The organism is Corallococcus exiguus (genome assembly GCF_009909105.1).
GTDB classification, from domain to species: Bacteria; Myxococcota; Myxococcia; order Myxococcales; family Myxococcaceae; genus Corallococcus; species Corallococcus exiguus.
The window spans coordinates 701,843-728,513 of record NZ_JAAAPK010000002.1 but is presented as its reverse complement, the minus strand read 5'-3'; the positions used below and the strand labels follow the sequence as shown (position 1 = coordinate 728,513).

20 protein-coding genes, 1 tRNA gene and 1 pseudogene are annotated in these 26,671 nt (G+C 65.2%); 10 read left to right on the top strand and 12 right to left on the bottom strand.

The features are described 5' to 3' along the window. Positions 1 to 79 precede the first annotated feature (79 nt). From GTZ93_RS09325 to GTZ93_RS09295, 7 genes are all read right to left on the bottom strand, one after another. Complete coding sequence (locus GTZ93_RS09325) at positions 80 to 370, bottom strand: YacL family protein (RefSeq protein WP_169822488.1); 291 nt, start codon at positions 368 to 370, stop codon at positions 80 to 82. A gap of 235 nt (positions 371 to 605) precedes the next feature. Beyond that, a tRNA-Val gene (locus GTZ93_RS09320) sits at positions 606 to 677 on the bottom strand. Positions 678 to 763: 86 nt separating this feature from the next. After that, positions 764 to 1,048, bottom strand: coding sequence for a hypothetical protein (locus GTZ93_RS09315; RefSeq protein WP_120581302.1), 285 nt, complete (start codon positions 1,046 to 1,048; stop codon positions 764 to 766). A gap of 15 nt (positions 1,049 to 1,063) precedes the next feature. Next, positions 1,064 to 1,489, bottom strand: coding sequence for an SCP2 sterol-binding domain-containing protein (locus tag GTZ93_RS09310; protein ID WP_120581303.1), 426 nt, complete (start codon positions 1,487 to 1,489; stop codon positions 1,064 to 1,066). A 9-nt stretch (positions 1,490 to 1,498) separates the two neighbouring features. Further along, positions 1,499 to 3,121 (bottom strand): Hsp70 family protein, encoded by a 1,623-nt coding sequence (locus GTZ93_RS09305; protein WP_120581305.1) that lies wholly within the window; start codon positions 3,119 to 3,121, stop codon positions 1,499 to 1,501. 154 nt (positions 3,122 to 3,275) lie between these two features. Then, positions 3,276 to 5,336 carry an ATP-dependent helicase gene (locus tag GTZ93_RS09300; RefSeq protein ID WP_161662742.1) on the bottom strand — a complete coding sequence of 687 codons (2,061 nt, stop codon included), beginning with the start codon at positions 5,334 to 5,336 and terminating at the stop codon, positions 3,276 to 3,278. 46 nt (positions 5,337 to 5,382) lie between these two features. Beyond that, a complete protein-coding gene (locus GTZ93_RS09295) occupies positions 5,383 to 7,071 on the bottom strand; it encodes a serine/threonine-protein kinase (RefSeq protein ID WP_139924199.1) in 1,689 nt (562 codons plus the stop codon). Between the two features lie 134 nt (positions 7,072 to 7,205). Here GTZ93_RS09295 and GTZ93_RS09290 point away from each other — a divergent pair, with 134 nt between their 5' ends. After that, positions 7,206 to 8,054 (top strand): C40 family peptidase, encoded by an 849-nt coding sequence (locus tag GTZ93_RS09290; protein ID WP_139919535.1) that lies wholly within the window; start codon positions 7,206 to 7,208, stop codon positions 8,052 to 8,054. Positions 8,055 to 8,149: 95 nt separating this feature from the next. Here GTZ93_RS09290 and GTZ93_RS09285 read toward each other — a convergent pair whose 3' ends face one another. The 5 genes and pseudogenes from GTZ93_RS09285 to GTZ93_RS09270 all read right to left on the bottom strand — a co-directional run bounded on the left by GTZ93_RS09285 (position 8,150) and on the right by GTZ93_RS09270 (position 13,226). Further along, positions 8,150 to 9,346: a glycosyltransferase family 2 protein gene (locus tag GTZ93_RS09285; RefSeq protein ID WP_139919536.1), complete on the bottom strand. Its 1,197-nt coding sequence runs from the start codon at positions 9,344 to 9,346 to the stop codon at positions 8,150 to 8,152. A gap of 155 nt (positions 9,347 to 9,501) precedes the next feature. After that, positions 9,502 to 11,415 (bottom strand): tetratricopeptide repeat protein, encoded by a 1,914-nt coding sequence (locus GTZ93_RS09280; RefSeq protein WP_257979277.1) that lies wholly within the window; start codon positions 11,413 to 11,415, stop codon positions 9,502 to 9,504. Positions 11,416 to 11,421: 6 nt separating this feature from the next. Further along, a pseudogene (locus tag GTZ93_RS43405) lies at positions 11,422 to 11,520 on the bottom strand (zinc-ribbon domain-containing protein); the annotation flags it as partial. A gap of 9 nt (positions 11,521 to 11,529) precedes the next feature. After that, on the bottom strand, positions 11,530 to 11,829 hold the full coding sequence (locus tag GTZ93_RS09275) for a ComEA family DNA-binding protein (RefSeq protein WP_233601410.1): 300 nt from the start codon (positions 11,827 to 11,829) through the stop codon (positions 11,530 to 11,532). A 119-nt stretch (positions 11,830 to 11,948) separates the two neighbouring features. After that, entirely contained in the window at positions 11,949 to 13,226 is a 1,278-nt protein-coding gene (locus GTZ93_RS09270; protein ID WP_139919538.1) for an aspartate kinase, read from the bottom strand. 146 nt (positions 13,227 to 13,372) lie between these two features. Between GTZ93_RS09270 and hutH the strand changes: the two genes are divergently transcribed. The 9 genes from hutH (at position 13,373) to GTZ93_RS09225 (ending at position 26,652) form a co-directional block, all read left to right on the top strand. Further along, positions 13,373 to 14,896, top strand: a complete 1,524-nt coding sequence (gene hutH / locus GTZ93_RS09265) for a histidine ammonia-lyase (protein WP_139919539.1) — start codon at positions 13,373 to 13,375, stop codon at positions 14,894 to 14,896. 78 nt (positions 14,897 to 14,974) lie between these two features. Continuing rightward, positions 14,975 to 18,436: a hypothetical protein gene (locus GTZ93_RS09260; protein ID WP_139919540.1), complete on the top strand. Its 3,462-nt coding sequence runs from the start codon at positions 14,975 to 14,977 to the stop codon at positions 18,434 to 18,436. Continuing rightward, the gene (locus GTZ93_RS09255; RefSeq protein ID WP_161662741.1) at positions 18,429 to 18,884 is read left to right on the top strand and encodes a response regulator transcription factor; all 456 of its coding nucleotides are present in this window, start codon (positions 18,429 to 18,431) and stop codon (positions 18,882 to 18,884) included. Before GTZ93_RS09260 ends, GTZ93_RS09255 begins: the two co-directional genes overlap by 8 nt. Then, positions 18,881 to 20,101 carry a phosphorylase family protein gene (locus tag GTZ93_RS09250; RefSeq protein WP_139919542.1) on the top strand — a complete coding sequence of 407 codons (1,221 nt, stop codon included), beginning with the start codon at positions 18,881 to 18,883 and terminating at the stop codon, positions 20,099 to 20,101. Before GTZ93_RS09255 ends, GTZ93_RS09250 begins: the two co-directional genes overlap by 4 nt. 241 nt (positions 20,102 to 20,342) lie before the next feature. Continuing rightward, on the top strand, positions 20,343 to 21,119 hold the full coding sequence (locus tag GTZ93_RS09245; RefSeq protein WP_139919543.1) for a serine hydrolase domain-containing protein: 777 nt from the start codon (positions 20,343 to 20,345) through the stop codon (positions 21,117 to 21,119). Positions 21,120 to 21,121: 2 nt separating this feature from the next. Continuing rightward, on the top strand, positions 21,122 to 22,507 hold the full coding sequence (locus tag GTZ93_RS09240) for a serine hydrolase domain-containing protein (RefSeq protein ID WP_139919544.1): 1,386 nt from the start codon (positions 21,122 to 21,124) through the stop codon (positions 22,505 to 22,507). A gap of 415 nt (positions 22,508 to 22,922) precedes the next feature. Beyond that, a complete protein-coding gene (gene sbnA, locus GTZ93_RS09235) occupies positions 22,923 to 23,882 on the top strand; it encodes a 2,3-diaminopropionate biosynthesis protein SbnA (protein WP_257979278.1) in 960 nt (319 codons plus the stop codon). A gap of 43 nt (positions 23,883 to 23,925) precedes the next feature. Then, complete coding sequence (gene sbnB, locus GTZ93_RS09230; RefSeq protein ID WP_139919545.1) at positions 23,926 to 24,939, top strand: 2,3-diaminopropionate biosynthesis protein SbnB; 1,014 nt, start codon at positions 23,926 to 23,928, stop codon at positions 24,937 to 24,939. Positions 24,940 to 25,011: 72 nt separating this feature from the next. Beyond that, a complete protein-coding gene (locus GTZ93_RS09225) occupies positions 25,012 to 26,652 on the top strand; it encodes a cyclic peptide export ABC transporter (protein WP_139919546.1) in 1,641 nt (546 codons plus the stop codon). Positions 26,653 to 26,671 lie beyond the last annotated feature (19 nt).

Below are 26,671 nucleotides of genomic sequence, written 5' to 3'. Positions count from 1 at the left end.
TTTTCCGGCTGTGGGTCCCATGGGGTGTGGGGCTCCGGGCCCGGGCCCTCGAAGCGCATGGGGGCTCGGGCCTCTTTTTTCAGTGGCCCCGCGACAGCTCCATGAACTCCAGCCAGGAGCGGATGGCGTCCTCGAACTCCTCCAGGGGCAGGTCCTGGGAGCGGCCGGGGATGGCCACCTCACTGTGGATGGAGGCCCGGGCCCGGTTGAGCTCCAGGCTCCAGGTCTCCCCGGTGACGTCCCACCGCTCCCGCTGTCCCTGCCGCAGCGCCGTCAGCTCGCGCAGCATCCCCTGCGCCCGGTTCGCATCCGGCCGCAGCTCCTGGGCGAGGTAGTCCGCCAGCACGTCGTCGGGCGGCAGGCCACTCACGACCGCCCGTCCCTGCTGATCCCACGTGAATCGCAATGTCCTGGGCACGGCCAGGAAGGTCGCACAGTCCGCGGATCTCCGGCCACGCCCCGACCCTGCCGATTGCGCCGGAACCCGACACTGCGGCCCGGCTGCGTGCGGCAGCCAACGGGCGCCTCCGCCCGGCGAACAGCAACTGTCAGGAGCTGGAAAAGCGAAAGGCCGCGAGCCCCTGAGGACTCACGGCCTTTCTGAGTGGGCGCGGCAGGTTTCGAACCTGCGACCCCTGCCGTGTGAAGGCAGTGCTCTACCGCTGAGCTACGCGCCCTGCTGTCTGTGCCGCCCGCCGCGCCACCGCTGCGCAACGGACGCGGCGGTAAATGCCATTCGTGCGCGTGGGTGTCAACGCCTTTTCTAGGAGGATTCTTCCGCGAGCGCTTCCAGCTTCTCGTCCAGCTCGCGCAGGCGGCGCTTGAGGCCCGCGAGCTGCTTCCCCACGGCCTTGAAGTCGCCCTTCGGCGCGAAGTGCAGGGCCTTCATGACCTCTTCCTGTCCGCGGTCCAGGGCCTGCTTTCCGCGCTGGACCCGGCCAATGGCCTGGGCCACGGCCATGGCGCGCTTCTCGTCGGCCATGAGCTTCTCCATGGCCATGCTGGACAGTCCCAGCGCCTGCTTCTTCAAGTCGTCGCGGATGCCCATGGGTGTCCTCTGGCCTCAGGGGCCGTCGGGGAACTCGGTCTTCAGCGCGGCGAAGACGCGGTCGGCGATGCCCTTGTAGCGCATGCGTTCGATGAGCGGCTGCAGGTCCCCCCGCATGGAGATGCGGCGCTTGAGCACCGCCTCCACCGGATCCAACGTGCCCAGCAGCAGCTGCTTCCAGACGGAGTACGGCGCGCGGGCCAGGTACACCGGCTCCAGCTCGTCCAGGTCGTCCGGATCCGACAGCACGCGGGCCCGCTTGATGTCGCAGTCCCCGGGCTCCACGTGGACGACGAAGGACTTGTCCAGCTTGCCCTTCTCCGCCTCGATGATGGCCCCGAAGTCGCCCTTCCATCCCTTGCCGGCGATGGCGCACTCCGGGTCTGCATTGGTGAGCCGGACGGCTTCGTCCAGCCATTCCTTCGACGGAAACTTCGGCATCGCGCCTCCCTACCCCCTACGGAAGATGCTCTTGATGCTGGAGAAGAGGCCGCGGTCATCGCTCGGCCCGCTGCTGCTCGACGGAGCAGCCGGCGTGTTGCGCGAGGCGACTTCCTGCAGGGCCTTCTTCAACTGCTCGGGCGTGTCGCGGGTGGCCAGATCCACCTTGCGCGACATGCCGCTCGCGTCCTCCACCTGCACCTGGAGGAGACACTCCTCGGTGAGGCGGAAGTCGATCTTCCGGCCCGCGGCGGCGGCCGGCACGCGAACGGTGCCCAGGTACTCGTTGTCCACCATCAGGTCGCTGTCGCCCTGGTAGATGTCCAGCTCGATGAACTGCGCGCCCGGCTGCTGCGGCGGCGGCAGGCGGAAGCTCTTCACCATCGGGATCAGCGAGTTCTTCTCGATGATGCGCTTCACGCGGCCGTTGGGCATCGCGTAGCCAATGGGCATGGACAGCGCGTCCAGCAGCGTCACCGCGTCGATGCTGCCCAGCGAGTCGCCCAGGAGCGCGGCGCCCAGGGCCACGCACTCGTCCGGGTGCACGCCCTTGCGCGGGGCCTTGCCGAAGTGGGCCTGGATCTTCTGCTGCACCAGCGGCATGCGGCTCTGGCCGCCCACCAGGATGATCTCGTCGATCTCCGAGCGGCTGATGCCCTTCTCCGCGAGCACCCGGTCGCAGATGTCGAAGGTGCGGTCCACCAGGTCGCCGGTGAGGTTGTTGAGGTAGTCGCGGGTCAGCGGGATGCGCAGATCCAACGGCTTGCCCTTGCGCTCTTCAATGTAGGGCAGGTCGATGACGACGTTCGGGATGAGCGTCAGGTCGATCTTCGCCGCCTCGGCGGCGTTCTTGATGCGCTGGAGGGCGATGGGGCTTTCGGTCAGGTCGACCTTGGTCTCGTCGCGGAAGCGCTCCAGCACGTACTCCATGATGCGGTTGTCGAAGTCCGCGCCGCCCAGGAAGGAGTCGCCGCCCGTGGCCAGCACCTCGAAGACGTTGCCGGCCAGGTGCAGCACGCTGACGTCGAAGGTGCCTCCGCCCAGGTCATAGACGAGGACCTTCTGATCCAGGCCCCGGTTGAAGCCGTAGGCCAGCGCCGCGGCGGTGGGCTCGTTGACGATGCGCTTGACGTCGAAGCCGGCCAGACGCCCGGCCTCCTTCACGGCGTTGCGCTGGTTGTCGTTGTAGTAGGCGGGGACGGAGATGACGGCCGCGTCGATGGGGCCGCCCAGGAACTGCTCCGCGATCGTCTTCAGCTGCGACAGCACGAAGCTGGAGACCTGCGGCAGCGTGTAGAGCTTGCCGCCCATCGTGACGGCGGTGTCCCCGTTGGGGTCCTCGACGATGTCGTAGGGGAAGTACCCCTTGAGGTCCTCCACCGCCTTCGAATGGTACTTGCGGCCGATCAGCCGCTTGGTGCCCCAGAGCGTGTTCTTGGGGTTGGTCACCATCTGGTCCTTGGCGACGCCGCCGACCAGCAGGTCGTTCTTGGCGGACAGCGCGACCACGGAGGGCAGGATGAGGTTGCCGCGGTCCGTGGGGACGATCTTCGGGATGCGGTTGCGCACGGATGCCACCAAGGTGTTGGTGGTGCCCAGGTCAATCCCGACGATGCGAGGTCTGTCCGCCATGAAGGTCAACGTGCACGGCTCAGGGGGAGAGGCCGCGCCCGTCCTCACTCTCTAGCACGTCGAGGCGTCGCGTGCGCGTTTCTAGGCGGACGCTTCCTCCCTGACTGTAGTTCTGGCCAGCCTGCCCACCAGGTGGGCTGATTTCGGGCCTGGCCTACAACTCCCGGTCTGGATCCGGCCCCAGGTCGCGCAGGCGGATCGGCCCGTCGGGCTCCGGGGGCGGGTGCGTCTCACACACCGCGTCAGGCCCCACCGGCAGCTCGGCCAGGAAGCGGGACGGGGTGAGCAGCAGCCGCCCGTCCTCCCGGGGCAGTGAGGTGTGGGGGTACACGAGCCACAGCGCCTCCCGGGCCCGGGTGACGGCGACATAGAAGAGGCGGCGCTCCTCCTCCTCGTTCTCCAGGTCGCGCGTGGCGAGCGACAGGGGGAAGCGCCCGTCGGTGAGGCTCAGCACGAAGACGGTCCGCCACTCCAGCCCCTTGGCCTGATGGACCGTGGTGAGGGTGAGCACGTCGTCCGGAGCCTCCCCGTCGCCCTCCAGGGCGGCCCGGGCGGAGAACTCGGCCACCAGGGCGATGGCGGACAGGAAGCGGGGCACGTCCTCGAAGCGGCCGGCGAACTCCTGGAGCTGGCGCAGGTCCTCCGCGCGGGGGTCCACCCCGTCCGGCGTGGCCGGGGGCTCGCGAGCCGCCAGCACCTCCGCGAGCAGCGCGCCGGGGCTCCGAGCCTCTCGGACGGACAGCGTGGTCATCAGGGTCTGGAAGCGCAGGAAGCCGGCCTTTGCCTTGCGCGGCACGTGGGCCTGGACGTCCGGGTGGGACAGCGCGTCCGGGAGGGACAGCTCCGGAGGCAGCGCGGACAGGGCGGTCCAGAGGTGTTCCGTGCTGGCGGTGCCCACGCCGGAGAGCTTCCGCGCGAGCCGCTTGAAGGCCAGCTCGTCGTTCCGGTTGTGCGCCCATCGCAGGTGGGCGAGCGCGTCCTTGACGTGGGCCTGCTCGAAGAAGCGCACCCCGGAGCGCACGCGGAACGGCAGCCCGTGGCGCGTCAGCTCCAGCTGGAGCTCCAGCGAGTGCAGGTGGGCGCGGTAGAGCACCGCCATGGACTCCAGCCGCTGCCCCCGGGCGCGCAGCTCCAGGACGCGCTCGGCGACGAAGGCGGCCTGGGCCTTCACGTCGCGGGTGGGCACCACCTGGGGCACGGGACCGGGCGCGCCGTTGGACACGAGCGCCTTGGGGAACTGGCGGGTGTTGCGCTCGATGACGGCGTTGGCCAGCCGCAGCACCTGGGGCGTGGAGCGGTAGTTGCGCGTGAGCGGGTAGATGCCGCAGCCGGGGTAGCGCTGGGGGAAGTCGATGATGTTGGTGAACTCCGCGCCCCGGAAGCTGTAGATGGACTGGCAGTCGTCGCCCACGACGGTGAGGTTGCGGCGCTCCCCCACGAGCAGGTCCACGAGGTCGCCCTGGAGGCGGTTCGTGTCCTGGTACTCGTCCACGAGCACGCCCTTGAAGCGCCCGGTGAGCTCCGCGCGGACGGACGGGTGGTCCTCCAGCAGCCGCTTCAGGTGCGCCAGCAGGTCGTCGTAGTCCATCAGGTGCAGCTGGGCCTTGCGCTGCTGGAAGCGGCGCGCGGTGGCGAACACCTCCGGGGCCACGGGCAGCATCTCCCTGCGCCGGTCCACCAGCACCTGCGACACGGGCTGCTGGAGGTTGGTGGCCAGGGAGACCAGGTCCAACAGCGCGTCCGGACGCGGGAAGCGCTTGTCGCTTCTCAGCTTCCGCTCCGCCAGGCACGTGGCCATCAGGTCGCGCGCGTCCTCGCGGTCCAACACCGTGAAGCCGGTGGAGAAGCCGAGCGCCCCCGCGTGCTGGCGCAGGAGCACGTGCGCCGCGTGGTGGAAGGTGCCTCCGAGGAGACTGCCCACGTCCGCGAAGCCGCCGGCCAGCTCCTCCACGCGGCGGGTCATCTCGCGCGCGGCCTTGTTGGTGAACGTGAGGAGTAGTAGCGAGGACGGCGGGACGCCCCGCTCCAGCATGCGCGCCACGCGGTACGTGAGCGTGCGCGTCTTGCCGGAGCCCGCACCAGCAATCACCAGCACGGGCCCCTCCCCTGCTTCGACGGCCGCGCGCTGCTCGTCGTTGAGCGCGCCATCCAGGTCCAGACCGCGCGAGGGCGCTCCGGAGGGGACGGCGTGGATCAGCGGCAGGGGGGCGGCCATGGGGGGCTGGGACTCTAACCGCCGCCGTCGGGTCCGCCAGTCCGTCTCAGGGAGGGGTGGATCCAGCCAACCGGGAGGCCGCCGCTGCGCGGACCTCCGGGGAGGGATCGCGCTCGCGGGCCAGCTCCAGCAGCAGCGTGCCCACGGGCTTGGGCAGCTTCGCGCTCGTCGCCTGCTGGAGCGCCTGGGTGCGCTCCTTCACTCCCTGCGACAGGCGCTCGGCGACCTGTTGATCCGCGCAGGTGCGCACGCCGGGATGCTGCTGGCGCAGGAGCAGCTCCGCGTCCGCGAGCTTCGCCTCGGCCAGGCGGACCGCGTCCTGGGCGGTGCGCTCGAAGGTGTCCATGTCCTCGGGGAACTCCGTCTTCTCGTTGCGGACCCGGGCGATGGCCTGGGCCGCGAAGCGCGCGTCCACCACCGCCGCGCAGAGCTGACGGGCCGATGCCAGGGGCACCCCACCCTCCGCGGACACGAGCTCCTCGCGCGCGGTCGTCTGGGCCCACACCGCGAGCTGCCGGGCCGCGACCGCCGCGGAGAACGCCTGGCGGCGCTGCTCGCGCAGCTGCACCCAGCGCCAGAGCACCACCGGATCCGTGCCACCGGACTCATAGACGCGCTGGTACTGGCTGGCGGCCTGCTCCAGTTGGCCGCTCAGGTCCAGGAGCGCCGCCACGGTGATGTAGAGCTCCGGGCTGCTGGCGCGCTCGCGCAGGGACTCCAGCCGCACGGCGATTTCGTAGCCGGCCACGGGGGCGGGCAGCGCGGAGAGCACCGAGCGCAGGGATGACAGCGCGTTCTGGCGGATCAGCGGGTTGCGCGCCGTGCGCAGCGCCTCCAGCAGCGGATCCACCGCGCGCACGGAGACGTGCTGGCCCAGCTCCTCCGCCGCCTGCCAGCGGTCCAGCGGATCCGGCGCCACGAGCGCGCGCTTCAGGTCCTCCAGGTCGCGCAGGTAGTGGCCCGCCTGCATCGCGCGAACGGCGGGCTCGGTGCGGGAGAGAGCGCCCTGCTCCTCGCGGGCGCGGGCCAGGCGCGTGGGGAAGCCCGTCAGCTTCGGCCCCAGCGGGTGGAGCTTCACCTTCGCCTCGGCCTCGTCCACCAGCCCGGAGACGAGCAGTCCCTCCACCTCCAGCTCCAGCAGCTTGACGCGGACCTCCTCGCGGTGCGCGCCCGAGGGGAAGTCGCGCAGGTAGGCGAAGAGCTTTCCGGCGTCCTTTGCCTGGGCGAAGGACTCGTCGTCCAGCTTGCGCTCCAGCTCCTCGCGGCGCGCGCCGGCGGCCTCGCCCTGGAGGAGCTGGGACACGCGCTTGAGGTCCGTGGTCGACTGGACGTCGCGCTCCTGCGCCGCCTGCAGCCGGGTGCGCGCCTCGTCGCGGTGGGTGCCGTCGGGGTGCTCGGCGAGGAACTGCCGCCACCCGGCCTCCGTGTCCGCCTCCTTCGCCGCGTTGAAGCGCAGGCCCTCCAGCAGCGACTTCACCCGCTGCTGCTGCGGCGCGTCCGGGTACGTCTCCAGGAAGCGCTTGTAGGCGATGACCGAGTGCAGCCGCTTCGCCTCGTCGAACTCCAGCCCCTCGATGCGCCCCTGAGCCGTCAGGGCCTCGGGATCCTCTGGGTTCTCACGCAGGAAGTCCTGGTAGGCCTGCACGGTGTCCAGCTCGCTGGCCTTGTCGAAGGACATGTGCGAGCAACCGGTGGCCAGGAGCACGAGGGCGAGAGCGCGGCGGAAGGTGGGCATTCCCCTTCAGCAATACCCCACCCGCCCCCGGTCGAAAACCCGAGCCGCTCCGCCCGGTTGCCTGGGTGGTTTTCTTGCCTACACGCGCCAGCGGAGGGAGCCTCTGTCCCAGGACGCTACAGGACGAGGTGGCCATGAAGCTGGGCGCATGGATGGCGATGCTGGCGATGACGACGGGCTGTGCGACGGGCTCTCCCACGGGGGCCTGGGTGGCGTCGGATGCCGTGCGCTACCGCTCCGCCTCCCCGCCGGCCTTCCCGCGCGCCGCGCTGTCCGCGGAGGTGGCGGTCCGTGAGAGCGCCCCCGCGAAGACCTCCGCTTCGAGCAAGGCCCCGGCGGTGGCGAAGGCCCCAGCAAAGAAGGCCCCGGCGAAGGCGCGCGTCACGCCCGCGAAGCAGACGGCCAGCCCTGCCCCCACGGCCAATCCCCGCGAGCGAGTGCTGGCCACGGCGCGCGCGCTGGTGGGCCAGTCGTCGGTGCAGGTGAACGGCAAGCGCTACCCGGCGGACTGCACGGCGCTCATCGACGCCACCTACTCCCAGGCAGGCGTGAAGTTCCGGGGCACCCTCAAGCCCGGGGACAACGGCGTCACCGCGATGTACCGCTACGCCCAGGCGAACGGCCGTGTGTACACGAGCGGGCGCCCCGTACCGGGCGACCTGGTGTTCTTCCGCGAGACGTACGATCAGAACCGCGACGGCCGGCGCAACGACGGCCTCACCCACGTGGGCCTGGTGGACGGCGTGGACGCGGACGGCACGGTCACCGTCATCCACCGGGTGAAGCGCGGCGTGGTCCGCTACCAGATGAACCTGGCGCGCCCCCACATGGCCCGCGATCCGAAGACGGGCGAGGTGCTCAACGACATGCTGCGAAGCCCCGGCCCCGGTCAGCCGCACGTGCTCACCGGCCAGCTCTTCGCCGCGTTCGGCAGCGTGCTGCCCTCCGGCCCGGCGAAGCCCCTGGCCGTGGCGGCCCGCTGAAAAAGGAAAGCCCGCCGATTCCATCCGTGCGCTTCCGGAACCAGCCGGAGCGCCGCGGGGAACCGGCGGGCCTGGACTGCCAATTCGGTTGAAGGTCAGGTCGACGTGGACGTCGGCACGCGAGCCGTGCGGTCCCACGCGGCGCGCTGCGAGTTGCGCAGGAAGCGCCAGAAGCCCACGGCGATGGCCGCGTTCATGGTCACGAAGTAGTACGCGATGGACGTGGCCTTCTTCGCGGCGCCGCTCTTGAAGACGCCGGAGCGGCCCAGGTACGCCAGGGCGTAGAAGCCCAGCTGCGCGCCCAGCGTGACGCGGTAGAACACACTGTCGAGCAGGAACAGGTTGGCGACGAGCGCCAGCGCCATCAGCGCGGGAGCGCACCAGCGCAACAGCTTGTGCGACCAGAAGGCGAACGCGGCGAAGCCCGCCGTGGGCAGCAGCAGCCCGGGCACGAGGCCCAGGCTCTGGAAGTTGCCCGCCGCGATGCGCGCGCGCCGGCCGAACTCCTTGCCGTAGTCCTCCGTCGTCTCCTCGTGAGCGACGGCGCCCTCCTCGTAGACGACCTTGAAGCCGCTCTCCAGGATGCGCAGCGGAATCACGAAGTCATCCACGATGGTGGACGGCGGCAGCTGGGTGAAGAGCGAGCGCCGGATGGCGTAGAGGCCGCCGTTGGCCCCCACCACCGCGCCGCGCCGGCCCTCGTACATCTTGATGAGGGACTCGTAGCTCCAGTACGCGCTCTCCTCGTAGTCCTGCTTCGTGGGGTTGTAGAGGCGCAGCTTGCCGCAGACGGCGCCGACCTCCGGATCCTCGAAGTGGCGGACGATCTTCCGCACCGCGTCCGCGTCGATCATCGTGTTCGCGTCCGACAGCAGCACGATGTCGCCGTGCGCGGACGGGATGCAGCGGTTGAGCACCGTCGTCTTGCCGGCGCGAGCCGCGGGCGACAGGCGCACGCGCGGATCCGCGCACTGCTGCACGAGGCCGTCCGTGCCGTCCGTGGAGCCGTCCGAACCGATGACGACCTCGAAGCGGTCCGCCGGGTAGTCCAGCGCCAGGCTGTTCCGCAGCTTGGACTCGATGCAGTCCGCCTCGTTGTAGGCGGCCACCACCAGACTCACCGAGGGCAACGGCCCGGCCTTGACGCCCGCGCTGGCCGCCTCACCCGAGCGCATCTTGCGCAGGTTCTGGAAGACCTGGGCCGCGCCCTCCAGGGCGAACAGGCTCAAGGGATAGAGAAAATAAGTGTGCACGAGCGCAAGCGCCGCGCACCAGAAGAAGACCTCCGCCATCGACCCACCCTCCGAACCCCGAGTCCTCGACACCCAGGGACGAAGCAAGGTGCATGCCTGGGCGTCCAGAGGGACTTCAGGGCGAGGGAGCCACCGAGCCCCCGGGACGGACTGGAGTTTCTCCAGGGTGAGGCGGAGGTGATCCGGTCAACGTTTCAGGGCGAGGGCTCGGCGGCCGCGGTTTGAGCGAGCATGCGCCTGGCCAGGTCGTGCTTGGGGTTGAGCGCCACCACTTCGTCCAGCAGGTTCCGGGCCGTGTCCGGGTCGCCCTGGCGGATGGCCAGCCGGGCGCCCAGGACGAAGGCGCGGAAGAGGTACCGGTCCTGCGCGCGCAGGGCTTCCAGCTCCCTGGAGACGGCCTCGACGGTGGCGGGTGTGCCGGAGCTGAGGGCGTATTCGGCGCGGGCGAGGATGCTCCAGGACGGCGGGAGCTCCACCTGACGCAGGCGTTCCGCGAGGCCCAGGGCGTTGGGGGCACCGGTCACCGCGGCGTAGAGGGCCTGGGCCTTGAGGCGCGCGGCGACGGTGGCGGCGGGCTCCACGTCCGGAGCGGCCCGGAGGGTCTCCATCAGCGCGTCGAGCGCCTTGCGCCGCTCGGCGATGTCGGTGCGCAGCGGCTGCATGTCGCGTTCGGTCGCGCGCAGGTCGTCATGGAGCGCGTTGGCCTGGCCCATCCAGTTCGGCGACGACTTCGCGGTGGTGACCGCATCGATCTCCCGCTTGATCGCGGCCGCCTGGAGGTTCAATCGGTCGAACTCTGCGTGCAGGTCGCCCAGTTGGAGGGTGTAGGCCACGGCCAGCTCGGCCTGGACCTCGGCGTATTTGGGGTGGGCGGTGGCCAGGGCCTTGAGGTTCTGGATGGCCTGTTCGCGCGCGGGAGCGTCATCGAGGCGCAGAGCCCGCACGGCCTCTTCCTTCTTCGTCACGGCCTCCACGGGCATGGCCGAGTTGCGGTCACGGAAGACGGGATACGCCAGGTACCCGGCCAGGACGATGCCCGCGAGCACCGTGAGCCCGAGGAGCACCCGGCTCATCCCGGAGGAACGCCGGCTGCCGTCCTCGATGACGATGGCGTCGGCGCGGGAAGACGCTCCGAGCAGCTCCGGGGGGAGGTCGCCGGAGGGCTTCCGGGAAGGAAGGGGCCGGTCCAGCCCGCCCCCGAGCACCGACGCGCCGGAAGGCGAAACCGAGGGCTTCGAGGGCTCGGTGCGAGCGAAGGGCGCGTCGTCGTCGGGCAGGGAGACGGTCGCGGTCGGTGAAGAGGTCGCCCAGGGCGCGTCGCCGTGGCCTTCCGGAACGAGCTTGGAGCGGGAGCCGCCAGCCGCCGACCACGGTGGATCCGCGGGGTCGCCCGAAGGCGAGATGCTCTCGAAGGAACGGGGGGCGGAGGACACCGGAGAGGCCGACACCGAAACGGAATCCGCGGGGCCCGACACCGCGCCAAACGCACGGGTCGCTCCAATGCTCGCATCGGCGGCACCCGAAGGCGCGGGACCCGACACCGCGCCGAACGCACGCGTTGCTCCAATGGCCGCGTCGGCGGCACCCGAAGGCGCGGGACCCGGCACCGCGCCGAACGCACGCGTCGCTCCCCCACCCTCCGGCCCACGCGATGAAGAGCCGGGCTCCGCGAGGCGGAACGAACCCGAGGACGACGCGGAGACAGCGCCGAACGCGCGCGTCGTCGACCCGGGTGCCGCACCCTGCTCCGGCGGCGCCGCGGGAGGAGGAGTTCCCACACCGGGCCCCACTGCCCCGAAGGCCCGCGTCGTGCCCATCACCGCCGCAGCCTGTGCGCCGGACGCCACGGGAGCTTGCGCCGCGACCGGAGCGATGGACGGAGGCGGAGGAATCACGCCGGACGAAGTCAGCGCACCCGAAGCCGGAGTCGGCTGTGGAACGAACGACCCGGAGGCCGTGGTGGAACCCGCGAACAGGTTCGTGGACTTCAGGTTGGAAGCGCTCTCACCGCCGAAGATCTGCGTGGACGACTGCGCGCCCGTCCGGTCTCCCCCACCCGCCGGAGGAATCTTCGGCGCGGGAGCCATGACGCCGGTGGGCGAAGCCATGAACACGTGGCCACACCGCGTGCACTGCACCGACGCGCCGCTTGGCGGCAGGAGTCGGGCATCCAGCACGTACTGCATCGAGCATTGCGGGCAGGCGATCTGCACCGGCCGTGCTTACCACACGCCCCCATCAGCCGCCGCCGCGTCCAGCACGGTGGCTGCCCGGAGGGTCTCCAACTTGGCAGCGCCCACACCGGGCACCGCGTCCACGTCCTCCCAGTTCGAGAACCGGCCCTGCTCCTCGCGGGCGGACACCAGCCGTTTGGCCAGGTCGCGGCCCACACCGGGCAACAGGGCCAGCTCGGACTCGGAGGCGGCGTTGAGGTCCAGCTTGAGCCCCAGCGCGAGCGCCTGCGCCCCCTTGGGCACCGCCCCCGGACCACACGTGGCCAGTCCCGCCGGGTCCAGCCGCACGGCCTCCGGCGGGCAGTCGAGCGAGGGCCGAGAATCCGGCCACCGCGCCCGGGCGGTAAAGCCCAGGGCAAGCAGCCCCAGGGACAGCGCCGCGAGCGCGGACGTGCGCCCGAACCGCTTCAGGCCTTCTGCCCCTGGAGCGCGTCCACTTCCGACACGGTGGGCGTGGCCGTCACGGGGGGCGGCGCGTCCAGCCCGAAGGCCGTGTGCAGCGCGCGCACCGCCAGCTCCGTGTACTTCGTGTGGATCACGCAGGAGGTCTTGATCTCCGACGTGGAGATGAGCTGGATGTTGATGCCCTCCTGGGAGAGCGTCTGGAACATCCGCGCCGCCACGCCCGAGTGGTTGCGCATGCCCACGCCGACGATGGACACCTTGGCGATGGTGTCATCCACCTCGACGCCGGTGGCGCCCACGTCCTGCGCGGCCTGCTTCACGACCTCGTGGGCCTTGGCGAAGTCCGACTTGGCGACGGTGAAGGTGACGTCGGTGCGCCCCTCGCGGGACAGGTTCTGCACGATGAGATCCACCACGATGTGCTTCGCGTCGAGCGCCCCGAAGAGCTTCGCCGCGGCGCCCGGCTGATCCGGCACGCCCACCACGGTGATCTTCGCCTCATTCCGATCGTAGGCGACCCCTCGAACCAGCACGTCCTCCATGGATGCGTCCTCCTCACAGACGAGCGTGCCCGGATCCTCGGTGAAGGAAGACTTCACCCACAGGGGCACCTTGTACTTCATGGCGAATTCGACCGAGCGGATCTGCAACACCTTGGCGCCCAGGCTGGCCAGCTCCAGCATCTCCTCGTAGGTGATGCGGTCCAGCTTCTTCGCGGCCGGGCACACGTTGGGGTCGGTGGTGTAGACGCCGTCGACGTCCGTATAGATTTCACACGCGTCGGCCTTGAGCGCCGCGGCCAGCGCGACGCCCGTCGTGTCGGAGCCACCGCGGCCGAGCGTGGTGACGCTGCCCGTCTCGTCCACGCCCTGGAAGCCGGCGACGACGACGATCTTCCCCTGCTTCAGCGCGGCGCGGATGGGCTCCGCGTCGATGCTCTTGATGCGCGCCTTGGAGAAGGTGCTGTCGGTGACGATGCGCACCTGGTGGCCGAGGAAGCTCACGGCCTTCCCGCCCTGCGCATGGATGGCCATGGCGACGAGCCCGATGGACACCTGTTCGCCGGTGGCGACGACGACGTCCTGTTCGCGCTCGTCGGGCCGGTCGGTGATCTGCGCCACCAGTTTGAGCAGGCGGTTGGTCTCACCGGACATGGCGGAGACGACCACCACGACGTCATGGCCCGCTTTCTGGGCGGCGATGCAGCGGCGCGCGACGTTCTTCATGCGCTCGGTGTCACCCACCGAGGTACCGCCGTACTTCTGGACGATGAGGGCCACGGGGTTTGCGACCTCCCTGCACGGACGGCCGCAGGCTATATGAGTGCCGGGGCCTGGGTGTAAAGGGCCCTCAACCTGCCTGCCGCGAATCCGCTAGCGTTCGTGGCCCAACGACTTTCAAGCCGCATACCCGGAGTAGCCCGCTCATGTCCCGCCCCCGCCTCCTCATCGATGGTGACACCCTGAAGCTGGAGGAGATCCTCCAGGTCTCCCGCCACGAAGTCACGGTGGAACTCGCCCCCGAAGCCGCGAAGCGGGTGCAGGCCTCCCGAGCGTTGGTGGACCGGGTGGCGGCCGGAGACACGCCGTCCTACGGCATCAACACGGGCTTCGGCACGCTGGCGGAGGTGCGAATCGACCGGAAGGACCTGCGAGACCTGCAGCGAAACCTCATCCTGTCGCACGCCTGTGGCGTGGGGAATCCGCTGCCCCTGCCGGAGGCCCGGGTGCTCCTGCTGCTGAGGTGCAACGTGCTGGCGAAGGGCTTCAGCGGCATCCGGATGGAGACGCTGGGGCTGGCCATCGACATGTTGAACAAGGACGTGGTGCCCGTGGTCCCCGAGCGGGGAAGCGTGGGCGCGTCCGGAGACCTGGCCCCGCTGGCGCACCTGGCGCTGGTGCTGATTGGCGAGGGCGAGGCGTTCTTCGAGGGCGTGCGGATGCCGTCGAAGCAGGCGCTGGAGAAGGCGGGCCTGAAGCCGGTGGTGCTGGAGGCGAAGGAAGGCCTGACGCTGATCAACGGCACGCAGGCGATGTGCGCGGTGGGGACGCTGACGCAGCTGCGAGCGGAGCTGCTGGCGGACGTGGCGGACATCGCGGGAGCGATGACGGTGGAGGGCCTGCTGGGCAGCCACAAGCCGTTCCTGCCGGAGATCCACGCGGTGCGTCCGCACGCGGGTCAGAAGGCGGTGGCGGACCACCTGCGCCGGATTCTGAAGGGCAGCGAGTTGGTGGAGACGCACGTCAACTGCAGCAAGGTGCAGGACCCGTACAGCTTGCGGTGCATCCCGCAGGTGCACGGTTCAGCGCGAGAGGGATTGGCGTTCGCGCGGCGCATCCTGGAGGTGGAGGTGAACAGCGGGACGGACAATCCGCTGGTGTTCGCGGACACGGGGAACATCATCTCCGGAGGCAACTTCCACGGCCAGCCCATCTCGCTGGCGATGGACGTGGTGGCCATGTCGCTGACGCAGCTGTCGTCAATTAGCGAGCGGCGAGTGGAGCAGATGGTGAACCCGAGCCTGTCGGGTCTGCCGGCGTTCCTGGCGAAGAACAGCGGGTTGAACTCCGGGTTCATGATTGCGCAGGTGACGGCGGCGGCGCTGGTTGCGGAGTCGCGCATCCTGAGCCACCCGGCGTCGGTGGACTCCATCCCCTCCTCCGCGGGCCGCGAGGACCACGTGTCCATGGGCATGACTGCGGCGCTGAAGGGGCGGCAGGTGTCTGAGTTCGCGCGTTCGTGCTTGGCGATTGAGTTGCTGGTCGCGGCGCAGGCGCTGGACTTCCGTCAGCCGGTGAAGCCCGGCAAGGGTGTCCTGGCGGCGTATGAGTTGATTCGCAGCAAGGTTCCGCACATGGACCGGGACCGCGAGCTGCATCACGACATCACCGCGGTCACGGCGCTGGTTGAGTCCGGAGCACTGCGCGATGCAGTTAACTCAGCGTGCTAGTCTCTTGCCTATTTCACCATTTAAACACTTTCACAGCCACTAAGCAAAACCAAAAACCACCAACAACCAAACCCACCCATGTCACCCCAAAAAAACAAACACAGCCCAGCCGACAAACTAATCAACGCGCTACGGGGAAACCAGGACCCCTACTCCGTCATCAAACAAGCCCGAGAAACCCTCCCACCACAACAATACGGAGCCCTTCTCGGCTGGATTCACAGAAACGCCAGACTTGCGCGAGAAGCATTCCCAGCCGCCTACCCCAAAGATTTCAACAATCTCCACAAATATCCGACATTGCCCAGCATCCCGCCGGATCAAGAATTCATCTGGGCCTCCACTTTCCTACAGGCACACACACCAACAATTAAATCATTTCTAAACAAGTCAATCGAATTCCAACGCGCCTTCCTGCTGGACAACTATCCGCTATGCGAAAACATACTAAACTCAATACAAGACGAGTTCGGACAGTCACTATGGCTCATTAAGCGTCGACTATGCCTGCTTCAGGCGGCAGCAGGACTAGAGGCGCAGAAAAAATATGCAGAATCAGTTCAACAGGGCGGCGAACTAGGCTTGGCCGGCGTGATCGCATACTACGTAAGCGTTCGCGTCGAACCGACAGTCACTCCTGGACAATATTTCAATTTCATAAAAAGAGAATTTGAGTCACTCAAGATTCCGTTCGACCTGGACTCATTTCTCCAGTATCACGCAATACCAGACATTTCCTTCTCGCTTGAGTCGACAGCATGCGCACTGAGATACGAATTTTCAGGCACAGCCATCGACTACTATGAAGCACTCGTCTGTCTTGCGCCAATATTTTCAATCAGAGCCCCTGAACAGTTTGCAAACAACGTTGCCCCGCATCTAGCCACGCTACATGCCCATACGGGTGATGGTAGGATAGGCGGCTTGCTGGCTGTAACAGGCGCACCATTGAAAGCGGCAATGCCGATTGCCACCCCGCGATCGATAGCAGCAACGGACGCATTACTCAAAGGAGACCATCAACTCGCTTGGACTTTAGCCAACGAAATTCTAGTCCAGGATCCGACGGAATCCGATGCACTCCTAACTGCCGCTCAGGCATTCGCACGAATCCAGTCCAAACCAGAGCGCCCAGACGGCCCTCTTTTTCAGAAAATAATTGCGCGCCTGGCTACAGTCATCACAAAAGGTTCGTTCTCCACCGATGACGTCATCGATTTGGCCAAACGTTCGATCAATTTCTTTGGCGACTCCTGGGCAAGCGCCGTGATTGGTCAAGCTGGTCGCGAAATTTCGAACCATCCCGACGTCAAAAGAGGTGACATCACACATTACTCCGCCCTGTTTGCGCCGCGCCTTCATCCAATCCGAGCAATAAGTCTTCCAGCTGGCGGGAGGGAACGGGCCTACTACTTAAAGCATCTTGAAGCACAATCACCCGCCTCATCCACTCAGAAGCATGTCCTCCGAGTGGCAAGCAGAGATACCTCACTGCTCGAACACCAAGACGACATACAGCGCGACGAGACGTTGTTGCGTAGCGCCATTCAGCTATACGGCGCAAAAAGGCTCAACGAGGCCTTAGAGACATGCACCCGGCTTGAAGCCAGCAATTTTGATTACTACAAACGCAAAGCGATCTGCATTTCCTGTCGCGCGCTCCTGGCCGCAGACGAGCCCGAGCAGTGCGCTGACAAAATCACAAAGCACTTCGCGGATGATCGCTCGATTTTCGACGTTCTCCCGATAGCAGAAGCAGCCAAGGCGCTTCATGCCGCTCCGCAAAGAGTCGAACCCGGCAACATCTCGATTCCAATCCTCTTCGAGATGACATCGAAACACGAAAAGGGCAAGGACGATTCCGAATGCGTATTCGCACTACTAGACTTCCTCAATGGCCATAAAATTAAGCGCCCATCAGACCTCAAAAACATCAAGCACCTATTCCCCAAAAGCAAACTCATATATCTACTTCGAAATGTTTGCGTAGAATCAATTCTGGATCGCTCCGGCCTATTCGGCAGCTCCCGGGCCTTAACGGAAGAGCGCCTTGCTATCTGTAGACTTCTGACAGAGCTGGACGAGGCCGAACTTGAGACCTACCAAGTCGAAGCAAAAACATTACTCCAGAAACTAATGCTTCAAAAACGAATCAGAGAAGTCGAGCAGAGTAAAATATACGTCGACACGGACAGCATCAAACGAACTGTCGCCGAAGAAATCAACGAAAGCTTCAATCGCTACGTTGCGCTGCGCAGAGAGAAGACAGAGCAAACAGATTCAATGGACTTCCTGTCGATGCTCAGAAAGCATGAAACTGGCGGACTCCAAGGCCTATTCAGCCTCGCACTTCCAAAAAACGAAACAACATCCATTTTCGTGTCAATGGTTAGTCGCCTATTGAAAGAGTACACACTGAGCCCAGAACATGGGTTAGACAAGTATCTAAGTGTTCGAATTCGCCATGGGACACTTGCTGCGCATCTTCGAAAACCAGTCGACGCAGCAAAACTCGTCAGTTCGCGCGACATCGGCTCAAAGGGCTATAAGTCAAATAACTACTGGGCCGACAGGCTTCAACTTGAAGACCCCAAGCTTCGCCAAGCGGTCGCCGCCCTGATCGCCGACTTTTCAGAAAAGTTCGACCACTTGGTGGATGAAATCAAATCATGGATTCAAGTAAGAACCAATGACAATCCGAATGGTTTTTTTGACTTCCCAATAACCGATCTATCTCTAAAGATAATGTCTGAATATGTCACGCCAGAGGTCACTGCAGATCGACTGGTCGACTTCATTATCGAGCACTTCAACAGCATCCTCGACGACTGCCTGTCTTTCTTGAGTGGCCACATCACAGACATCGCAAAAACCAGAGCAAGCGCATTGCTTGACGAACTGGAAGCCAAGGCTGAAAAGCTCAACGACCATCACGACTTTAGCGAGATGACAAACGCAATACGTGTCGCCAAGACTGAAACCCGAGTAGCCTTCGACAGAGTCAGCACTTGGTTCCGCAGAGCCAACACAACAGAAAACGATCCTTTCCAGCTTGCCGACGCAATCCGGATCGGGATCGAGACGGTAAAAATAGCGGCACCGAACATTGCCGTCGACATTCCCACCCAGAAAGAGTCATCGCTGACCATTCCAGGGCGATCCCTTGCAACTCTCGCGGACATCTTTTTCATAATCTTCGAAAACATAGCCAGGCACGCCTGCCTAGACCGTCCAACAGCAAGCGTGTCCTTTAAGACCAATGGAGTATCAGTCTACATTTCTGTTGAAAACGAACTCGGTCATGACTTCAATCTCACCGAAGCGACGACGCGAATATCTGCCATTCGCGCCGACCTAAAGGAAGGCAGACATGTTGCATCTGTCAGTAGAGAAGGAGGGACAGGGTTTCACAAGCTAGCCAAGCTTCTTGACCATGATCTAGGAGTCATCCCCGACCTCGACTTCGGATTCACAGCTAACTCAAGATTCTCCGTTGTTTTCGGACTGCCCATTTACCACCATGAAAATACTCTTGATTGAAGACGACGAAGACAAGAGAAATCGAATCTCTGATTTCATCGCAACGATAATAACCGCAGAAATCAAGGAGGCGCGTTCGCTGCAGAGCGGGCTCCAGGCAATCATCGCCGAAACCCACGACGTTGTCATCCTCGACATGACAATGCCAACATTTGACATAACATCGGAAGAAGGAGGCGGGCGACCCCAGGCCTACGCTGGTCGAGAATTGCTTCGACACATGAAACGACGAAACATCAATACCCCCGCCATCGTTGTCACTCAGTTTGATCGATTTGGCCAAGGACCAAACTCCTTGACGCTAGAAGAACTCAACAAAGACCTTCACGCATCTCATCCTGGCCACTACCTGGGAACCGTCTATTACAGCGTAACCTTAGATGGCTGGCAGGATGCACTATCGCGACTACTTTCGAAGGTCACGACAAAGAAAGGACCAACCCAATGAAAATCATCATAATCGAAGACAATAACGAAAAACGCATAAAAATAAGCCAAGCGCTGACAAGCATCGATGGAATAGCAATATCAAACATCGAATATGCCGGCGACATATTCTCAGCAAAACGTAGACTGGAGTCGACGCGATTTGACTTAATGATTCTTGACATTGCCCTGCCGTTGCGCGGAGACAAGGATCCCGACGAGAACGCCGGATTCGCCCTGCTTGATGAACTGCTGACTCGGACAGGCAGTTACCACCTTCCCGCGCATATCATCGGCATCACTGGACATGAGAAAATCCTAAAACAAGGCACCCTTAAGTTCTCAAGCAAGCTTCTTACGCTTGTCTATTTCGAGTTCTCAAGCGACGAGTGGCAACTTGCTCTTCAAGCCAGAGTTCGCCAAATTCTTGCCTCAATCGTCAGCAAAGCGTCTGAGCCAGCCGAGTACAGGTCCGACCTTGCCATTGTGTGTGCACTCTACTCTCCAGAGTTAACCAACATTCTCGCATTGCCCTGGAATTGGAAACAGATAAGCATCTCCGGAGACCATACGATCTACTGGAGTGGACAATATTTTAGTAACGGGCAACCGCGAACGGTCCATGCGGCTTTTGCAGCAAGGATGGGCATGCCCGCAGCCTCAATTTTGGCCACGAAAATGATTCATACATTCCGGCCACGCTTTATTTGCATGACTGGCATAGCTGCAGGCGTTAAAGAGCGGATCAACCTAGGTGACCTTCTCGTCTCAAATCCGTCATGGGACTGGGGAAGCGGCAAGTGGATTTCCGAAAAAAGCGTGGCAAAGTTCCTCCCAGCACCACATCAAATTCCTCTTGACGTATCACTTAGGGATAAATTCAAATTACTCTCTCAAGACACTGCTCTCTTGTCGGAAATTCGCAATTCCTACCCTGCGGAACGTCCTCCTTTTGAACTGTCGCTCAGGGTCGGACCAATCGCCTCTGGAGCATCGGTGTTAGCAGATCGACAAACCTCCACTCGAATTCTTTCCCAGCACAGAGAACTCCTCGGCATTGATATGGAAGCATATGGAGTGTTGGCTGCCGCTGAAGAGGCAAGTGAACCAAGGCCTGACGCATTCGTGGTCAAGTCAATAGTTGATTTTGCTGACGGGGAGAAAAACGACCGCTATCAGTCGTATGCAGGCTTCGTCAGCGCGAGAATAACCGGCCGATTCGCTGAGCGTTTTCTTTAACGCACGGAACCTGACGAGAATCACGGATGGGTGAGTCCTTCTGGTCTGGGATGTACCTGCCAAGGTCGACGTGTTCTTACACACGGAGATGACTCGTAGTTGCGGCGCACTCGAATCAGCGCTCTACGAATATGAGTGGGATGGCGCAAGAGCCGACGATTGATGCCTCGTTCGCGCAATCGGAGTTGACTCCCGGCGTAGCCGGGGTCTGACTCCCGGCGGCCCCACATCAAGGCACATCATGTCCGGATATCACTTCAAACTGGCTTCGCTCGGGCTGCTGATGGGCCTCTGTCTCGCGTTTCCCTCGCGTGCGGAAGATCGAGTCCAGGAACGGATTCGGCAGTTCGCCGCAGACACGCGTTTCAACGGCGTCGTCCTCGTGGGCAAGGGGACACGGGTGGACTACGTCCAAGCGTTTGGCCTCGCGGATGCCGAAACCCTTCGCCCCATCAAGCGGAACAGCCGCTTCTTCGTGGGCTCCGTGAGCAAGTGGCTCACGGCCATCGTCGTTCTGAAGCTGGTGGATGGGGGGAAGCTGGCGCTCGACGCACCCATCCTCACCTACCTCCCGGAGTACCGCGCGGATACGGGGAAGCAGCTCACCCTGCGCTATCTGATCAGCCACGGCAGCGGCCTACCCAATGGGCTCATGGAAGCAGCCAAGAAAGACCCCAGCATCGAGCGTGAAACACGACCTCTGGCAGAAGCCGTGACCTTATACGCGAGCGGCGACCTGGTGTTCACGCCGGGATCCCGCTTTGACTACAACATCACCAACTGGATTCTCGTGCAGGCCATCCTGGAGCGGGTTTCCGGCCAGTCCTACGCGCAGCTTGCTCAGCGCGTTGTGTTCAAGCCCCTGCGCATGGCGGACAGCGGCATCTCGGCGGGCGAAGCCGGGAACGTTCCGAACATCGCCCTGGGATACCGGTCGCTGAGCAGCCTGCGGCCAGACGACACGAAGCTGTTCGACTTTGCCGAATCAATCCTGGGGCTTCCGAGCACCGAGAACTGATCATGAACATTCAACGATGGGGCCTGCTGCTTCTCCTTGGGTTGTCACAGTCAGCATGGGCCGCGCCGGACAAGGTGGATGCGTTCCTGCGGGCGGAGATGGCTCGCAATCACATCCCTGGCGCCGCGGTCGCGGTCGTCCGTGACGGCAAGGTCATCAAGCTCGCGGCCTACGGCACGGCGAACCTGGAATGGAAAGCCCCCGCGAGCACGCGCACGGCGTTCCAGATTGCCTCCGGCACAAAGATGTTCACGGCGGTCCTGCTGATGGACTTCGTGGGCCAGGGAAAGCTCCGGCTCGCTGACCGTGTCTGTCAGTACATCGCCGAGTGTCCTCCGGCCTGGAAGGACATCACCCTGCGCCACCTCGCCAGCCACACGTCTGGATTGAAGCCTGGCCCCGTGGACGCGGACAACGCCAGCGTCACGGCCGCGATCGATGTGGCGAAGCGGGCCCCGCTTGCGTCAACACCGGGTGAGAAGAACGCCTATGGGTCGGACGACTTCGTCCTCCTCACCCATGTCCTGGAAAAGGTCGGCGGTGCTCCCTACGAGCAGCTCCTGCGCGACCGCATCTTCACGCCCCTGGGCATGACGAACAGCGGCTTCGACCACGCCACCCTCACCGAAGCGCACGTCGTCCTAACCAGCGACGTCGTCGCGGAACGCGCGGCGACCTATCAATGGCAGACAGACAACCAGCAGCAGTACTGGTTCATGTATCCGTATTACACGCTGTCGGCCGGCGGCCTGTTCTCCACCGTGACGGACATGTCCCGATTCACAGCCGCGCTGATGAGCGACAAGCTCTTGAACGCGGACCTGCGCACCGCCATGTGGACGCAGCCCACGCTCAACGACGGCAAGCCCAGCGGCTTCGCGGTGGGCTGGACCGTGGGTCAGTACCGGGGACGTCGCGAGGTGGCCCACAGCGGCGGACCTGCCCTCTCCGACACGGTCTACTACCCGGACGACAAGCTGGCCGTGGTGGTGCTGACGAATCAGCGGAAGCTGGTCCCTACCCTCGCCCACGGCGTGGCGAACTTCTACCTGTCGCCCCCGCCCTTCCTGAACGAGCCTGGCATCTCCGACGCCACGCCCGAGCGCACGCAGGCCTTGAAGCAACTCCTGCCCGCACTGATCCAGGGCAAGGCGGACGCCCGCCACTTCAGCGGGACCGCGAAGGACGAGCTCGCGGATATGAACGAGTGGTTCCGCATGAAGCTCGGCGGAATGCCTCCGCTGAGCCGGTGGGTCCTCCTGGAGGACTCCTCGGACCACCTGTCACGGACCTACCGTGCCGTGTTCGGCAAGGACGTGACGCAGCGCTGGAAGGTCCGCTTCGATCCGGCAGGGCTGATTTCGGAACTCGACGTGGCGGACGAGTAGACACCGCGAAGGCGGTCGTTTCGCTTATCGCTTCGAAGCCTCGTCCGCGGTCACCCAGACGTGGTGCTCGACCTTGCCCCTGGACGCCGCGTCTCCGCGAAGTTCTGCCCGGGATTGAAGGAGAGGTATTTCTCCAGGGCCGCCCGGTGCTTCGCTGCGATGGGGATGAGCGGGTCGTTTCGAGGAGGGATCACTTTGGGTGAACCCCCCAGCAGCCCCCGTCACGCCACGGCAACACGACCGCCCGTGAACCTTCGGCGGGTCGTCCGCATCCATGAGGCCGGTCGTGGATCCGCGCGACGAGTGACGTCCTCGTCAGGTCCAGCCCGGCCTTGTGACATGAAATGCTACTCTGTCACGGATTCCCAACGATTGTTGACTTGCAAGCATTGAGTGGCTAACGCTAGCACTCACCGTGATACCCACCCCCCTCATCGAACGAATTGCGGCGCTGCAGCTCGTCCTGAAGGAAACACCCACTGTGCGGGTGATGTGGGAGGGACTGGATCTCCACGCAAAGCTGGAAGGCCAGAATCCCGTGGGCAGCCTCAAGGATCGGCCGGCGCTGTGGGTCCTCAAGCGCGCCGCCGAACGAGGGGATCTGCACGAGGGCTCCACCATCGTGGAGTCGTCCTCCGGCAACTTCGCGTCGGCCCTGGCCACGTACGCGAAGCTGCTGGGGCTGAAGTTCATCCCGGTCATCGATCCGAACATCACGCCCGGTTACGAGTCCTTCCTGGAGCGCACGTGCGAGCAGGTGGTGAAGGTCACCGAGCGCGACGACATGGGCGGCTACCTGAAGACCCGCCTGAACAAGGTGCGGGAACTCTGCGGCACCATCCAGGGCGCCTTCTGGCCCAACCAGTACGGCAACCCTGACGTCGTCGAGGCGCACTACTGGCTCACCGGCGAGGAGATTCGCCGGACGTTCCAGCGGCTCGACTACGTCTTCGTCGGGGTGAGTACGGGCGGCACCATCGCGGGCGTGTCCCGCCGGCTCAAGGAGGTGTTCCCCTCCATCCGCGTGGTCGCCGTGGACGCGCAGGGCTCCGTCATCTTTGGCGGGGCGGCCGGCAAGCGCTTCATCCCCGGCATTGGCGCCAGCGTGCGGCCTGAGCTGGTCAACCACGCGCTCATCGATGACGTGGTGTTGGTGCCGGAATACGAAACGGTGCAGTGCTGCCGGGAGCTGCTCCTGCAACACAACCTGCTGGTGGGCGGGTCCTCGGGCTCGTGCTTCGCGGCCGTCAAACGCTACCTGCCCCGCTTCCGCGAGCTGCCTACGCCTCCCACCGTCCTCTTCATGTGCGCCGACCGCGGGACGGCATACCTGGACACCATCTTCTCCCCCTCTTGGACCGCGCGCTTCTCCTGAGCCGCCGCGCCCCTGCTCGAGTCCACGAGCCCTCGAACACCCCATGACCTTCCCCTTCAACGTCATCACCGGAAAGACGATCCACTCCATCATCCAGGGCGCGACCCAGGAGTGCGTGGACCGCGTGCGGGACGCCTACCTCGCCCACGAGGAGAAGCAGAGCGTCAACCCGGACAGCTACTTCCTGCGCTTCCCGGAGAGGCCGCGCGACCGGATCATCGCGCTGCCGGCCTACCTGGGCGGCACCACCAACGTGTCCGGCATCAAGTGGATCGCCAGCTACCCGGACAACGTCTCGAAGGGCTTCCCTCGCGCCTCCGCGGTGCTCCTGCTCAACGACTACGAGACGGGCTACCCCTTCGCGTGCCTGGAGAGCTCCATCATCTCCGCGGCGCGGACCGCGGGATCCGCGGTGCTGGCGGCGGAGTGGCTCAACGGCCGGAAGCGCCAGGTGCGCAGGCTGGGCATCGTGGGCAATGGCCTCATCGCCCGCTACATCTACACGTTCCTCATGGAACTGGGCTGGGAGGTGGACGAAGTCCTCCTGCACGACCTGGTCCCCGCGGAGGCCGAGCGCTTCGCCCGGGAGTCGTGCCGGCCGACGCGCCATGGCGTCATCCGCTGCGAGACGGAGCTGGAGACCGTGGTGCGCTCCAGCGACCTGCTCGTCCTGGCGACGGTCGCCGGGACGCCCTACATCCGCGACCCGGCCCTGCTGGCGCACAACCCCATCGTCCTCAACATCTCCCTGCGGGACCTGGCCCCCGAGCTGCTCCTGGCCTCGCACAACATCGTCGACGACGTCGAACACGTGATGAAGGCCAACACGTCGCCCCACCTCGCGGAGCAGCTGAGCGGTGGACGGGGGTTCGTGACGGGCACGCTCGCGCAGCTCATCCTGGGCCGCTGCCAGGTGGACCGCACCCAGCCCATCATCTTCTCGCCCTTCGGACTCGGCGTGCTGGACCTGGCGGTCGGCAAGTGGGTCTACGACGTCGCCGTCGCTCGTGACGAACACGTCGCCGTGAACGACTTCTTCTGGGAGCTCACCCGCTGACGTCCCATTGCGTGCGGGGAAGAAGGCTCCTCCCGCCGCATCTGGGGCAGTGGCACGCCGCAGAGGCCCTCCATGTTCTCCCTGCTGTCGCTCCTGCTGCGTCGCTCCCGGACCTCGATGTTCGCCATCGCGGTCACGGGCATCTTCTCCGGCCTTTGCAACAGCGCCCTGCTCGCGCTGATCAGTCACGTGCTGGGCACGGACCAGTCCACCCCGAAGACGCTGATCGTGGGCTTCTTCGCCCTGAGCGTGGGCGTGCTGGTGGGCAACACCGTGCCGGAGCTGCTGCTGGCGAAGGTGTCGCGCTCCATCACCGCGGAGCTGCGGCTCAAGCTGGGCCGCAGCATCCTCGTGGCGCCCTACCGGCGCCTGGAGATCATTGGCAAGGGGCCCGTGCTCGCGGCGCTCTCCCAGGATGTGCAGGCCATCGTCAACATCGCCTCGAAGATCCCCGGGCTCATCGTCTGCACCACCATCGTGCTCGGCTGCCTGGGATACATGGCGTGGCTGTCGCCCCGCGGGATGACGCTGGTCCTGCCCGCCATGACGCTGCTGGTGGTCTTCTATTACTTCGCGACCCGCAAGATGGTCCCCCTGTGGCGCGAGGAGCGCGACACCCAGGACGACCTGTTCCGCGAGCAGCAGCAGGTGCTGGACGGCATCAAGGAGCTCAAGCTCCACGGGTCGCGCCGCCGTGCGTTCATGGAGGAGGACTACGCGCCCGCAGTGGAGCGCACCCGGCTCAAGGGCATGCAGGCGGCCATCAGCGTCGCGCTGCTGGGCAGCTTCGTGCACTTCTTCACCTGGCTGGTGCTGGGCGTGATGCTCTTCGGCGTCTTCGCCCTCAGCGCGCACGACACCGACGCCACGCGCGGCTACGTGCTGTCGCTGATGTACATGTGGGGGCCGTTCCGCGGGCTGCTGGAGGACGTGGGCCGCTGGCCCCAGGTGAGCATCGCGCTCGACAAGCTCCAGCAGTTGGAGCTGTCTCTCACCGAGTCGCTCACCGAGGAGCCCTCCTCCACTCCGCTGACCCTACCCGCCGACGGACGGCAGGAGGTGGTCGTCGAGTCGGTGACCTACGCGTTCAGCGACGGGGCCGAAGAGGCCGCGTTCCGCGTGGGCCCCATCGACCTGGCGCTGCGCTCCGGTGAGCTGGTGTTCGTGGTGGGTGGCAACGGCAGCGGCAAGACGACGATGGCCAAGCTGCTCACCGGGCTCTACACGCCCCGGTCCGGACAGCTGCTCTGGAACGGTGTCCCGGTGACGGACCAGAACCGGGAGGCGTACCGCAACACGTTCTCCGCCATCTTCACCGACTTCCACCTCTTCGAGAACCTGCGCGGCGTGGACCCCGCCCAGCTCCAGGGCCGCGTGCAGGAATACCTGCGGCTGTTCGAACTGGACTCGAAGCTCCAGGTCGTCAACGGGCGGTTCTCCACGACGAGCCTGTCCACCGGCCAGCGCAAGCGCCTGGCGATGGTCGTCGCGCTCCTGGAGGACAAGCCGTTCTACCTCTTCGATGAATGGGCGGCGGATCAGGACCCCGAGTTCCGCGAGGTCTTCTACCGCCGGCTGCTTCCGGAGCTGGCCGCGCGGGGCAAGGGCGTGCTCGTCATCACGCACGACGACCGCTACTTCCACCTCGCGCACCGGGTCATCAAGCTGGAGCTGGGCAAGACCGTCGCGGCGGCGCCCGCTTCGGCGGCGTGAGGCCTTCGCATGCGCCCCG